The 13,869-nt window shown below is 64.9% G+C and carries 9 protein-coding genes and 1 tRNA gene; 2 read left to right on the top strand and 8 right to left on the bottom strand.

Annotation, left to right across the window (positions count from 1 at the left end):
• Window positions 1–121 precede the first annotated feature (121 nt).
• Both C0606_15385 and C0606_15380 read right to left on the bottom strand, forming a co-directional pair.
• A complete protein-coding gene (locus C0606_15385; protein PLX36100.1) occupies window positions 122–1,627 on the bottom strand; it encodes a glycerol-3-phosphate dehydrogenase in 1,506 nt (501 codons plus the stop codon).
• A gap of 105 nt (window positions 1,628–1,732) precedes the next feature.
• Window positions 1,733–2,524 (bottom strand): DeoR family transcriptional regulator, encoded by a 792-nt coding sequence (locus C0606_15380; protein PLX36099.1) that lies wholly within the window; start codon window positions 2,522–2,524, stop codon window positions 1,733–1,735.
• 175 nt (window positions 2,525–2,699) lie between these two features.
• Between C0606_15380 and C0606_15375 the strand changes: the two genes are divergently transcribed.
• The gene (locus tag C0606_15375; protein PLX36098.1) at window positions 2,700–3,491 is read left to right on the top strand and encodes an oxidoreductase; all 792 of its coding nucleotides are present in this window, start codon (window positions 2,700–2,702) and stop codon (window positions 3,489–3,491) included.
• Between the two features lie 88 nt (window positions 3,492–3,579).
• On the opposite strand, the gene C0606_15370 is transcribed toward C0606_15375, so the two are convergent.
• The 3 genes from C0606_15370 to C0606_15360 form a co-directional block, all read right to left on the bottom strand.
• Window positions 3,580–3,656: transfer RNA gene (locus C0606_15370), tRNA-His, on the bottom strand.
• 356 nt (window positions 3,657–4,012) lie between these two features.
• Window positions 4,013–4,549: a phasin gene (locus tag C0606_15365; protein ID PLX36097.1), complete on the bottom strand. Its 537-nt coding sequence runs from the start codon at window positions 4,547–4,549 to the stop codon at window positions 4,013–4,015.
• Window positions 4,550–4,735: 186 nt separating this feature from the next.
• Window positions 4,736–5,137, bottom strand: a complete 402-nt coding sequence (locus C0606_15360) for a phasin (GenBank protein ID PLX36096.1) — start codon at window positions 5,135–5,137, stop codon at window positions 4,736–4,738.
• Window positions 5,138–5,458: 321 nt separating this feature from the next.
• On the opposite strand from C0606_15360, the gene C0606_15355 reads away from it, so the two are divergent.
• A complete protein-coding gene (locus C0606_15355) occupies window positions 5,459–9,952 on the top strand; it encodes a PAS domain-containing sensor histidine kinase (GenBank protein ID PLX36095.1) in 4,494 nt (1,497 codons plus the stop codon).
• Between the two features lie 69 nt (window positions 9,953–10,021).
• On the opposite strand, the gene C0606_15350 is transcribed toward C0606_15355, so the two are convergent.
• The 3 genes from C0606_15350 to C0606_15340 all read right to left on the bottom strand — a co-directional run bounded on the left by C0606_15350 (window position 10,022) and on the right by C0606_15340 (window position 13,848).
• Complete coding sequence (locus C0606_15350; protein ID PLX36094.1) at window positions 10,022–11,488, bottom strand: sodium:sulfate symporter; 1,467 nt, start codon at window positions 11,486–11,488, stop codon at window positions 10,022–10,024.
• A 111-nt stretch (window positions 11,489–11,599) separates the two neighbouring features.
• Window positions 11,600–11,842 carry a hypothetical protein gene (locus tag C0606_15345; GenBank protein PLX36093.1) on the bottom strand — a complete coding sequence of 81 codons (243 nt, stop codon included), beginning with the start codon at window positions 11,840–11,842 and terminating at the stop codon, window positions 11,600–11,602.
• Between the two features lie 92 nt (window positions 11,843–11,934).
• Window positions 11,935–13,848 (bottom strand): hypothetical protein, encoded by a 1,914-nt coding sequence (locus C0606_15340; GenBank protein PLX36092.1) that lies wholly within the window; start codon window positions 13,846–13,848, stop codon window positions 11,935–11,937.
• Window positions 13,849–13,869 lie beyond the last annotated feature (21 nt).

Here is a 13,869-nt window from a genome sequence, read left to right as displayed (position 1 = left end):
GTTCTCGTTGAATCGCTCGTGACGCGATAACAGCACCGCGACGCGGCGTTGTCACCACTGTGGCGGCGCGGCGCATGGCCTTTCGGCAGGCACGTTGCGGGCGCGCCGGAAATATCTGTCGTCAGCCTCTGGCGTTCAGCCGTTCGGCGACAAATTGTTCAAGCGCGACGACATCCGCGCTGCTGCAGCGCAGGCCGAGCTTGGAGCGGCGCCAGAGGATATCGGCCGCGCTGCGCGCCCATTCGTGGTCGATGAGATAGTTCACTTCCCGCTCGCTGAGGCTGGCGCAGAACCAGGTGCCCAGATCGTCGGAAGACGCGGCATCGCCCAGCATGTCCCAGGTCCGCGTGCCGTAGGTGCGGACGAAACGGGCAACCATCTTGTCGGACAGGAACGGATAGTCGGCGGCGAGTTTTTCGGTTAGCGCACCGACGCCGTCGATCGGGAAATCGCCGCCTGGCAGCGCCTCCTTGCCCGTCCAGCCGCGCGGCGAGAACGGCAGGAACGCGCCGAGTTTTTCCAGCACCATCTCGGCGAGCACGCGATAGGTGGTGATCTTGCCGCCATAGACATCAAGGCGCGGCGCGGCGCCGTCGCCGGTGTCGACGTTCAAGACATAGTCGCGGGTCGCGGCCTTCGCCTCCGAGGCGCCGTCATCATAGAGCGGGCGGACGCCGGAAAAAGTGTGGACGATCTCGTCACGACGGAAATCATGGCGGAAATACTCGCTCGCCGCCGCGCAGAGATAGTCGATCTCGTCGTCGGAAATCGCCACGTCGCGGGGGTCGCCGTGATAATCGATGTCGGTGGTGCCGACCATCGTGAAGTCCTGCTCGTAGGGAATGGCGAAGACGATCCGCCCATCGGTCGTCTGCAGGATGTAGGCTCGATCATGATCGAAGAAGCGCGGCACGATGATGTGGCTGCCCTTGACCATGCGCACGCGGTTTTTCGGCTCGACGCCGACGGCCTTTTCAAGGAAACGCGCCACCCAGGGACCGGTCGCATTGACCAGGGCACGGGCGGTGACGGTTTCGGTCTCGCCGGTCAGGTGATTCTTCAGCGTCGCCGTCCAATCGCTGCCTGTGCGCTCGGCCTTGACGCATTCGGTGCGGACGCGAATGTCGGCGCCGCGCTCGGCTGCATCCACGGCGTTGAGCACAACCAGACGCGCGTCGTCGACCCAGCAATCCGAATATTCGAAACCGTAGTCGAAGCCATCCTTCAGCAGCCCGCCCAGCGGGTGCGTCCGCATGTCCAGGGTCTTCGTTGGAGGCAGGCGCTTGCGGCCACCGATATGATCGTACAGGAACAGGCCGAGGCGCAGGAACCAGGCCGGCCGCATGCCGCGATGATGCGGCAGGATGAAGCGCAGAGGCCAGATGATATGCGGCGCGAGCGCGAGAAGAACTTCCCGCTCTTTCAAAGCCTTACGGACAAGGCCGAACTCGTAGTATTCAAGATAGCGCAGCCCGCCGTGGATCAGCTTCGTTGAGGCGGACGAGGTCGCACCGGCGAGATCGTCGGCCTCGCACAGAAGCACCTTCAGGCCGCGCCCGGCGGCATCGCGCGCTATGCCGCAGCCGTTCACGCCGCCGCCGACGATAAGCAAATCGTACCGCGTCATTCGACGCCTCTCTACCGCGCACAATCCTTCGGAATGGAGCGCTCACGATAGTTTTGAGGCCGAAAACTGTCAATTCGAACTTTCGTTCTTTCCTTTATTTGCCCGCTACGAAATTTCTGGTTCGTACACAACCCCATCGCCATCGGCCTCGATCGCCGCCACGTCCTCGGTGCGGCAGATCATGCGAATCCGTTCGTCGCGAATCTGGTCGGTGACGAAGGTGTGGACATGGGAGAGGTGGCCGATGCGCACCGGCGCGGTGCGGTCGAACTTGGTCGAATCGGCAACGAGGATGACGTGGCGGGCGTTTTCGACGATGGCGCGCGACACGCTGACCTCGCGATAATCGTAGTCGAGCAGCGCCCCGTCGGCGTCGATCGCCGAGGTGCCGATAACCGCGTAGTCGACCTTGAAGCGGCGGATGAACTCGACCGCAGCGTCGCCGACGATGCCGCCATCGGAATGGCGCACGACGCCGGAAGCGATGATCACCTCGATCGAGGGATATGGCCGCAGGATATTGGCCACATTGATGTTGTTGGTGATGACCAGCAACCCCTGGTGCTTGCGCAGGGCCTTGGCGACCTCTTCCGTGGTGGTGCCGATATTGATCAGCAGCGAGCAATCATTGGGGATCTGCTCTGCCGCCAGCTTGCCGATCGCCTTCTTGGCGTCGCGAGCAATGACCTGGCGGGCATTGTAGCCGACATTGTGCACGCTGGAGGCAATCAACGCGCCGCCATGGGTCCGCTGCAACAGCCCCTGTTCGCACAGATCGTTGAGATCCTTGCGGATGGTTTGCGGCGTGACGCGAAAATGGCTGGCAAGATCATCGACAAGCACCCGGCCATCCCGCTGGGCGATCTCGATGATGTCGTTATGGCGTTGAAGTACCATGCGGGCCTCCCCTGGCTGGTTTCAATTTACAATGGGAAACGAAAAATCGAAAGCGCTATGATGCCGCCGCGTCAACGTGCCGAACTGGCTTTCTTCCGCGAACTGGAGCAGGTTAGGCATATGATCCCGTTCGGCAGAGCCGGCTTCGCCTGATCGAAAATCGAAAGACTCCTCCATGACGACGCATCTTCCCTTTTCGCCCACCCTGTTCGACGGCAAATCCGTTCTCGTGACCGGTGGCGGACGCGGGATCGGTCATGCGGTTGCTGCCGCCTTCGCGCAGACCGGCGCGCGTGTCCTCGTCCATGTCGGGGTCGAAGCGCGGGGCGACGTGGCAGAACTGTTTCCCGATCTCGACGTCGACGCGCGGGAACGGATGAGCCTCGTGGCCGGAGATCTGATCGGCGAAGACGGGCCCGCGCGGCTGATCGATACGGCCGCGGACCGGCTCGGCGGCCTCGATGTGCTGATCAACAATGCCGGCACGATGTTCGGCCGAGTGCCGGCGGAGACGATGACGGCGGAACACTATGCCCGGGTCAGCGATCTCAACGCGCGATCCGTGGTGCTTGCATCGACGCGGGCGATTCCCTTGCTGAAGGCAAGCGGCGAGGGCGCGATCGTCAACACGACCTCGATCTCGGCAACGACCGGCGGCAGCCCCGGCTCGTCGATCTACAGCGCGGCAAAAGCCTTCGTGTCGACCTACACCCGCAGCCTGGCGCGCGAGCTGGCGCCGGACAAAATCCGCGTCAACGCGGTTTCGCCGGGTACGATCATGACGGATTTCCATCGCCGCTATTCGAGCGAGGAGAAGCTCGCGGCGACCGCAAAGGCGATTCCGCTGCAGCGACTTGGAACGCCTCAGGACTGCGTTGGCGCCTATCTGTTCCTGTCGGCAAGCGCACTGTCGGGCTACATCACCGGACAGGTGCTGGAAGTGAATGGCGGCCAGTTGATGGGATGAGTCGATAGCCGCGCGCACCGCCGCGCCCGCGGGTGTCCCCGCAGGGGTGAAGCTGTCACCGTGTTCGGAAAGGGTGCTCGTTACGGGATGGTACAGCTGGTTGGGGTCGAACCAACGACCTCCGGATCCACAATCCGGCGCTCTAACCAACTGAGCTACAGCTGCACAGGTCCCGTAATCGGCGGGACACTATGAACAAATCGCGGTCATTTCAAGAGGGCTTGCGCAAAACCTTGCGGCAATTTGTACATGACCGGAGAAGCGCAGTTTTCTGCGGTGTCTGCGGCCTTCGCACCGCCCCTGGTCGACGGCAGAGAACGAAAAGCTCCGATCCGCGAAAAATCGCCCGGACAAATTCGGCCTTCAAAACCGAAATGCCCGAGGCGGTGCCTCGGGCATTCGGTGTTCTTGGGAGGAACTATCCGGTCGGTTCCGGTGGCGCCGGTCTCGACACCACCAGGTCCCGGATCAGGTCTCGCTCGGCGCGGCAATGCATGAACCGCGCCGGGCGTTCGGGAGGCTTACGCCACCTTGAACTGCGCCATGTCCTTCATGGCCTTGTCGAACATGTCCTTCATCGGCTCACCGGCTTCGGCGAGCGCCTTGGTGGCCAGGTCCTGCATGTCCTTGGCCTGGGCCGAGAAGACATCGAACTGCTCACGCACGAAGGACGACTGCAGCTCGATCGCTTCGGCGAGCGACTTGGCGCCGAGCAGTTCCTTCATGAATTCGAAGGTTGCATCGGAGTTCGTCTTGACCGTGTCGATCGCCTTCAGATTGAAGCCGATGGTGGTCTGGCGCGCCGACTCGTAGCTGTCTTCCATCAGGTCGGTCGCCTCTTCGGCGGCAACGCGGATCTTCTCGTAGGTATCCTTGGCCTGAGCGACGCTCTTTTCGGCCATTTCCTGCATGATTGCGGGCACTTCGGGCATCGACATGTCAAACACATCCTCTGTGGTGGAGGGCTTGGAGGCTTTGGCCTTGGGGGCCGCCGGCTTCGCCGTCTTGCTCTTCGCCGCGGAAACGGATTTCACTTCAGCCATCGTCATATCTCCCATTCAGGGGTGGTGCGGGGCGCTACCAATCTCTTGCTTCCTATATAGCGCAGCGGTTTTTGCATTGCAACATTTTTTTGCGGTGCACAATAACTCGTGCCGTGACCAGAATGGAAAAAGCCGGCCCCCGAGAAAGGGCCGGCTTCAATTAAATGCCTGTCGGCATCCGCCTTTAACGCGGTATCTGCCTTACTTCGGCTTGACCATTTCGGACGCGCTCTTGGCGGCGTCGGAGGCGGTCTTGGTGGCGGCCTCGCCCATCGCGCGGGTCTGTTCGCCGAGCGCCGTCATCTGCGAGCGCAGAAACTCGGTCTGAAGCTGCAGGATTTCCTGCGGGTCCCTGGCACGGATCATCTTCTGAGCGAAATCGAAGCTGTTCGCGACGTTTTCTTCGGCAAAGCTCATCGCCTTGCGGCTGAGGTCGACCGCGCCCGACTGCATCGCGGTGGTCGATTCCTCGACCGTCGACGCCGCCTTCTGGGCCGAAGCCATGAACTCGTCAAACGCCGAACGCGCCTTGTCGACGCTCGTTTCGGCAAACTCCCGCATCTGCTCGGGAACTTCAAAATTCGGGGTCTTCATCGTCGCCATGCCCTGTCCTCCATGCGCATATGGCCCGCGGCACGCCGACGGGTCGGCTGCCTACTTTTTCATCAATACAGTAACACGAAGTTTGCTGCACTGCAACATAGGTAGTGGCCCCAGCATTGCGTTGCAAGTGTGGCTCCACGTGCCGTACCCGGACGGACATTTCGCCGTTTACCGTAACCGCATGTCGAGTGCGGCAAAGGCCATCACAGAATGGACGTTGTTGCCGATTACAGATATTAAAAAAGTGTAAATTTCCTGCCGGGAAACACATGCTTTCGCCGTGTTTTCGAGGCGCGGCACAGCCCGAACCGACGGGTCGACATGATGACGAGTGAAGTGACCTTTTCCCCCGCCGAGATCCTGTCCGGCGATGCGCTTTCCGCGCTGATCGGCGATGAGCGCCCGGTCTGGCTGTGGAGCGACGACGGCCGCCACATCCTGTGGGCGAACACGGCCGGGGTGCAGACGTTCGGCGCGAAGTCGCTGGCCGATTTGCGCGCTCGTGAGCTGCCGCGCGATGCCGCCGCCAGCCACATCGCCCGTGTCGCCGTCTCGAACAGCGCGCCGAGCCTTGCCCGTCTACGCTATTTCCGCGGCCTGAAGCCGCTCAACCTGATGGCCGTGTGCCAGGGCGTGGCGCTCGGCAACGACCGGCGCGCGGTGATCGGGCACGGCCTTGAGGCCGGCACCGATTCGGCCAGTGACGGCGCGGCGCGTGTGCGGGCCGATTTCGACTCGTTCGGCGACGGACCTTTTGCGCTCGTCGATGCCGACGGCCATTTCGTTGCGACCGCCGACGCGCGTTTTGCCGGCGCACTGTCGGAAGCGCTGGACGCCGCGGGCGGACGCCTAGAAAACGTCGAGCGCATCACGCTCGGCGACCGGACCCGCATTCTGGCAAAGCATGCCTTCGGCAGCCTCGGGCACAGCATCGTGCTTGCCGGCGACATCGTCACCGAAGACGCCGCCGACGAAGCTGCAGAGGCAGAAACCCTCGTGGCCGATGAAGCCGAAGTTTTGGACGAAAGCGCCATCGTCGCCGGAACCGCCGGTGTACTTGCCACGGGAACCGCGATCCTGTCTGAAGGTGCCGACGATGGGGAAAGTGCTTCAGAAGGCGTCGCCCCGGGCGTAGCCGAAGACATCCCCGGTGCCGACGAAGAAGCCGCGCAGGACGCGGCGATGACGTCGGAAGAATTCACGTCCGGTGCATCCCTCGACGAGGAACGGCCGGGCGACTCTCCGGTTGCCGAGATGACGGACGAACCGGAGAGCGCGGCGACGGACGGCGATGCGGTTGCTGAGGGAGACGCCGAGGAGGGGAAGACCTCCGACGGCAATGAAGACAGCTCGGAGCCGCACTTCGTTTTCGTGCCGGGCGACCGCCCCGCCCGCTTCGTTTGGCAAATGGATGTCGAAAGCCGCTTCACCTATGTCAGCACGGAACTGGCCGCCGCCGTCGGGCCGCGCGCCGCCGATCTGGTCGGGCGCAGCTGGGCCGAAATTGCCGCCGAATTCGATATCGACCGCGACGGCAAGGTGGCGCGGGCGCTGGCGCGTTGCGACACCTGGAGCGGGGTTACCATCGACTGGCCGGTCGACGGCACGGATTTGCGCGTGCCGGTCGATCTCGCCGCCCTGCCCGCCTTCGGCCACAAGCGGACTTTCGAAGGCTTCCGCGGTTTCGGCGTCTGCCGGACTATGGAGGCCAGCACGCCGGAGACGCCGGACGAAAACGAAACTTCCAGCGAGAAAAAGACCCCGGAGCTGGTTCTGGTTGCCCGCGACGGTGAAGCGCTGGTCGAACCGGGCGGGATTGCCGAGGACCCCATGATCCCGGCCGAAGACAGCAGTGAAGGCGCAAGCCCCATCACCGCCGCGACTGCTGGCGCGGGCGCGGCGATCCTCGCCGCCGGGGCGTTTCTCTCCGCTCACCTGGAGACGGCGCCCGAGGGCGTGGACGACAGCAGCGTTGAAGCGCCGGTCGCCGATGGTGAGATGGAAGCGGCGGACCTTGTGTCCGAGTACATCATCGACAGCGACACCGGAGAAATCCCATCCGACGACGCTGAGGCTGAGCACGTACGCACCGAGGATGTCGGGCCCGAAGTCGATGTCTCCTCGGACGCCGAGCCCGATCTGTTCAGCACGGTGGAAGACAAGCACCCGGTCGAGCCGCATCGCCCGGCCATCGGGTCCGGTGCTGCCGAATTGTGGTCGCGCAGCCTGCCGCTGACGCCGACGGAAAGCGAAGCCAGCGACGGACAGTCGGGCGAGCCGGGCATCGCGGACCAGCCGGGAGAAGCCGTTCAGCCCGCAGAGGCCAGCGAGTTCGCCGAGACTGCCGAGGCCACGCCTCAGAGCGGTGACGACATGGCGGAGGCGGAGGTCGTTTCGGATGAAGCCGAGCCGGTCGTAGAGACCGAAGCCCCGGTTTCCGACGCTCTCAAAACCGAGCCGGACATTTCCGCCGACAGCGATGCCCGCGACGCGGGCTCCGCCGGCGAGAGCGAGGTTTCAAACACCGACGCGGCGCATCCGGAAGCCAGGACCATCGAACCGATCGAGCGCTCCTTCGACGACACAACGGACGGCGATGAGACGCCCGAAGAAGCGGCTGCGGACGCGCCTGCTGAAGCCGAAGCGATCGCGAACCCGACGGTTACCGCAGACTACGAGCGCGGCATGGAAAACATCGCGGCGTTCCTGCGCGAGTCGGAAGCCGAGTCCGTCGCGCCTGCCGAAGCCGCACCGGCAAACCCGGCAAGCGAAGATACGGGCGAGGCCGAAGAACAGGTCGAAACCGCCGTGGCAACCGACACTTCCGAGGTGGAGAGCGAGGGCGCCGACGCCCGCGAGCAAGAGGCGACAGCGGGCAAACTCGACGAGGCGCGGGCGGACGATGAGTCCGACGACGAAGAGCCTGCGGACAGTCCAGAGATCGCTGACGAGGGCGAGGCCGACCAGTCGCTTGCCCCGCCGGCCGTCGAGAAGCCGGTCTTTGCCATGCCCGACCCGAATGCCGCGCTGCCGGCCCCGCCGAACGTGGTGATGCTCTCCGACCAGCACACCAAGCAGATCACCGACGCGCACGATCTGTCACGGCCCGAGCGCGAAGCCTTCAAGCAGATCGCCAGCCTGCTCGGCGCGCGGCTCGAGGGTGACGACGAAGACACGCAGGCGGATGAGCCGACTGGCGAAGACGAGGACAAGGTCGTCACGCTGCCCTCGGCCTTTGCCGCCGGCAAGCCGCAGCCGATTGACCCGACCCTGCTCGACCGGCTGCCGATCGGCGTGCTGATCGCGCGTGATCACGACGTTCTCTACGTCAACCAGCCGATGCTCGACCTGACCGGTTACGACACCGGCGCGGGGCTTGCGTCCGCAGGCGGGCTCGACGCTCTGTTCGTCGACCCGGAAGAATGGGAAGAGACCGGCGACGAGAGCGAGTCCGATCGCAAGATGCCGATCCGCCGCCGCGATGGCGAAAAGGTGTCGGCCGTGGTGCGGCTGCACGCGGTGCCGTGGAACGGCGGCAACGCGCTGATGATGTCGTTCCGTCCGGCCGAGCGCACCGCTGCGCCTGATACCGCCACGACGGCTGCGGCAGCCGCTGCAGGCTCCGCAGCTGCCGGTCTGGCTACCGACCAGAGCGAACCGCCCGCCGGCGCGCCCGCTGAGCGCAGCGCCACCTATCTGAGCCACCGGGTCGAGGAACTCGAGACCATCATCGACACCGCCACCGACGGTGTGCTGATGCTTGATGGCGAAGGCCTGATCCTCGGCGTCAACCGCAGCGCGGAAGCGCTCTTCGGCACCGACCGCACCGACATGATCGGCGAGACCCTGGCGCGGTTCCTGGCCCCGGAAAGCCGGCGCACGGCGACAGACTATCTCGACGGTCTGGCCCGCAACGGTGTCGCCAGCGTGCTCAATGACGGGCGCGAGGTGATCGGCGAAGTCTCCGGCGGCGGGCTCATTCCGCTGTTCATGACGATCGGCCGGCTCAACCACGGCACGACGGGCAAGTTTTGCGCGGTGCTGCGCGACATCACCCAGTGGAAGCGGGCGGAAGAGGAACTGACGAGCGCGAAGCGCCATGCCGACGACGCCAGTTCGCAGAAGTCCGATTTCCTCGCCAAGATCAGCCTTGAGGTGCGGACGCCGCTCAACGCCATCATCGGCTTCTCGGAAGTGATGATGGAGGAGCGTTTCGGGCCGGTCGGCAATGAGCGCTACCGCGATTATCTGCGCGATATCCACGCGTCGGGCACGCAGATCATGTGCCTCATCAACGACCTCGTCGACCTGACGCGGGTCGAGGCCGGCAAGCTCGACCTCAGCTTCGAGGCGGTGTCGGCCAACGACATCATCCAGGAATGCGTCGCGCTGACACAGCCGCGCGCCAACCGCGAGCGGGTGATCATCCGCACCAGCCTGTCGAGCGCGGTGCCGAAGATCGTCGCCGACGCGCGCAGCCTGCGTCAGATCGTGTTGAACCTGTTGTCCAACGCCATCAAGTTCAACGTCTCGGGCGGTCAGGTGATCGTGTCGACGGCGCTGGAAGATAGCGGCGAGGTGATGATCCGGGTGCGCGACACCGGGATCGGCATCGAAGACAAGGATCTCGCCAGCGCGATGGAGCCGTTCCGCCAGCTCAACACGGCGCGGCGCGGCGGCGGCACCGGACTTGGCCTGCCGCTGACCAAGGCGCTGGTCGAAGCCAACCGGGCAAGCTTCACGATTTCCTCGGAGGCCGGCAGGGGCACGCTCGCGCAGATCGCCTTCCCGACGACGCGGGTGCTGGCGGACTGAGCTCCCTTCGACGGTATCTGCGATTTCGCGGGCCGCCACTGGCGGCCCGTTGCGTTTCCGGCGTGGCTGTCAGCCGAACAGGCCAAGCAGGCGCCACCACAGGAAATCGAGCGGCACCAACACCAGCAACGTGATGATGGTCAGCGGGACGGTGATGCGCAGCAGGATCTGCACCGGCTCGTTCGCCAGATGCATGCCAACCATCAGCGGCGGCGACTGGTAGGGGAACAGGATGGTCGAGAAGCCGATCACCTGTGTCATCAGCACCGTATAGAGGACGAAGCCGGTCTGGTTGGCGAGATCGCCGGCCATCGGAGTCAGCACGGCGGGAATACCGGGCAAGGTGGTGCCGAGCCCGGTGACGAAGGAAAGTCCGGCGAGCGACAGGAAATTGACGAAATCGGCGCCCGGGTCGAGCGGCAGCCAGGTTTCGATCTGGCCGGCAATCGCGGTGCCGAGCCCGGTGCTGTTGACCACGGCGCCAAGCCCGAGCGCTCCGGCGATGAAGAACAGCATGCCGACATTGGTTTCCTTGGCGAAGGTCTCGCCGTCGACGAGACCGATGCGTGGCAGGAGCAGGATACAGGCGGCGCCGAGACCGACCCAGGCCGGGCTGATGCCGTGCCAGGCGTCGGTCAGCCACAGACCGAGCGCGCCGGCAAGCACGACGGCAAGGCGCACCTGCCCCTTGCGATCGGACGCTGCCTTGTCGGGCTCGGCGGCGGTCATCGCCAGTTCGGGGCGGGCGGGAAAGAGCCACAGAATGAGCGCGCCGATCACGACCGTCTTCACGACACCCAAGACCGGGAAATGCAGGAAGAGATAGTCGGTATAGGCGAGGTGCTGGCCGTAGATCGTGTCGGCGGCGCCGATCAGCACCATGTTCGGCACGTTGGAGGGCAGGATCGCGAAGGTCGGCACATGGCAGCCGAAGGCGACGGCGAGCGCGATGCCCGTGCGGCCGACGGAGCCCGGCGCGAAGCCGCAACGATCGGCGAGCGCCATGCCGATCGGCACCATCATCACCGCGCGCCCGATCGATGACGGCATGATGAAGCCGAGCAGGACGCAAACGATCAAGAGGCCCCAGATCAGATGAGCGTAGCTGGTCTCCAGCCGGCGGCCGAGATAGGCGGCGAGGCTGGCGCCAAGGCCGGTCGATCGGATCGCCATGCCGATGACAAAGCCGCCGATGCTCAGCCACATGGCGGTCGAGGCAAAGCCGGAAAACACGGTCGCCGGCGGCGCGACCTTGAGCAGGATGGCGGTCAGGAAGAACAGGAAGGCCGTCAGATACCCCGGCAGAGCGTTGGTGCCCCACAGGCTGAGCGCGACGATGACGATGGCAAGCGTCCGACCCTGCGTTTCGTCGAGCCACGCCGGCGTATTGACCAGCAGCAGGCCGGCGAAAACCATCGCGGCAAGGACAAAGAGGTGGCTCGGCTTGCGGAGGATCTCCACGCGCTGTTTCTCCCGACGGTTCCGAATGGGTGCTGACGCCGCGCAGCCGGAGGCACCTCTGCGCGCGAGAATCATCCCGACGCTGTTCTAGGCAAGACCGGCGCCGCCGCAAAGGCACGAGGCTGACAAAAACTATCGTAAAGGCGACAGATCGGCCTCAACCGGGACGGACGCGACCAGGCTCACTCAGCCGCGAGGCGGGCGGAAGAGGTAGATGACGATCCAGACAGGGACGATCACCATCGAGCCGAGCACGATATTGGGCACGGCCCATTCAAGCCCTTTTGTCAGCCATTCGAAAACCTGTTCGGGCGTCAGGCCGATCTCGCTCAGAATCTCGACCGCGCTGATATCAAGCGCCGACAAGACGGCGCCCGTCAGCATCGAGGCGAGAGCGATTTTGGTGATGGTCGCAAACAGGCGGAGCACTGCGGAAAACCATTGGCTGCGAACGGCATGGGCTTACGGCATCATGATACACGTTCGCCGCATCATGACGAAAGAGCGTTGTGCCAATGCGGTTACCGGGCCTGCCACCAGCCCGGCAGAGCGAGCGCCGGCAGCGTTCCCTCCCAGGCGAAGGGCGCGCGTTCGCCGCCGTTTTCGACCTCCGGCGCAGGCAGCAACACGGTGCCCTTGATGCGGTAGAGACCGGCGGCAAAATCGAGCGAGAGATCGGCGTCATCGACAGCGGCTGCGTCACCAAAACGAATGTCCGAGATGGTCACCCGCTGCCCTTTCAGGCCGAGCTTGGCCGAGGCGGCAGGGACAGACAGCGCAGCGGCCGGCGGGTTGCCGCCCTGCCCGTCCGCGCCATCGGCAAACAGCGCCTCGACGAGGCCGGCCGAAAGCGCCAGATCCCTGCCCGACACGGTCGCCTTGCCTGTTGCCGAGGACACCCAGTCGCCATAGGTGCGGCCGATGGCTTGCAGCGTTCCATCGGCGCGGATGCGGCCCGAAAGACCGTTCAATGCAGGGAACGACGCGGCCAGCGCCTTGGCGGCGACACCGCTCGCCTGCAGCTTTGCCTTGAGCTCGAGGCCCGCATCCTTCGGCGTGATCCGGATCTGGCCGGTGAATGTGCCATCGAGGGCGTGGGCCTCGCCGAGATCGAAGGATATCCGTCCCTCACGGGAAATGAACGATCCGGCAAGACGGCCCAGGCGCGTATCCGCGTAGCGCAGAGCCGCCGCCGAGAGGCGCAGATCGAGGTCGACCGGATTGGCGAGGAACCCCGGCAGGACAACCGGTTCTTCCGAGAGCACACCCACAGGCCGCCACTCGGGCGCGGAGAGACTCAGTTTCAGTTCGTCGAAGGCGAGCGTTCCCTGCGCCACGATGCGCGGCTGCGCCCAATGGACCGCAAGGGCGCCGAGCGCACTGGCCGGTCCGAATGCGAATTCCGCCTCGCCGACCGCCATGTGAACCGGGGTGACCTGGCCCCTGCCCTTGACGCTGAACGGAACACCTGCCGGCAGACCTTCCGCCGCCCAGTCGAAACGAACCGCGAGCGCGGCGGGTTCGGGCACGGCGATCGAGACGGCCCCGTCAAAATTGGCCGCCGAGCCGAGTGCGGCCTGTCCGTCCATGCGCACCGTCAACCCCGGCGAAACGAGGTCGAGACGTGCGGGATGGCGATTGCCGGCGGTCATTCCGGCAACGTCGCCGAGCGTCAGGTCGAGCGCGATGCGTTCACCGCGCCAATCGGCATTGCCGGAGACCCGGATGCCGGCGTTGCCGGAGCGGGCGAAGGAAAAATCCGCGTTCCGCAGCAGCTCCGCAGCGTCGCGGCGCGCGCCCACCGTCACCGAACCGCCCCGCACGGCGATGCTTGCGACTCGGCCGGCCATCAGCCGTTCGATCACCCGGGTGAGCGGCAGCGCCGAGGAACCGTCGGCCAGGAAGTCGAGCGACGGGCCGGTCAGCTGCACGTCGGTGAGCACGATTTCGCCGCTCAGCAGAGGCATCAATTCAAGGCCGGCCTCAACATCGCCAATTGGCAGCGAGGCCGCTCCGTCGGCGCCACGCAGCAAGGTTGCGGCCACCGCGATACGCGGGCGGGGAAAGACGGTGAAACCGATCCGGCCGTGGCTCTCGACGCGCATGCCGGTCCCGCGCTCGATCGCGGCAAGGAAACGCGGGCCGACGACGGCGGTCGGAACCGCCGACGCAAAAACCGCGTAAGCCGCAATCAGAATCGTCGTGAGGATTGCCAGAATGGCAATCGGCCTCTGCATGGTGTCCCGTCTTTCGCCCCTGGCGCGAAAACGCGCACAGGGCCGAATAGGCCGATTGGCGCTTTCCCGCAAGCCCCCGCGCCCGCTTTCCGGCGCGCGGGAACGGCCTTCTCGCGAGGAAATGGCGTCGAGTTCCAGGGCAAGGCGGGCACCTTTCGCGGAACATCGTGAAACGACGGGAAAATCGTCGCCGCTCATTGTCGCAGTGCAAACAAGAGT

The organism is Hyphomicrobiales bacterium, from assembly GCA_002869065.1.
GTDB lineage: Bacteria > Pseudomonadota > Alphaproteobacteria > Rhizobiales > Rhodobiaceae > Rhodobium.
Note: the sequence above shows the minus strand (reverse complement) of the source record. Positions and strands in the feature narration are given on the sequence as shown.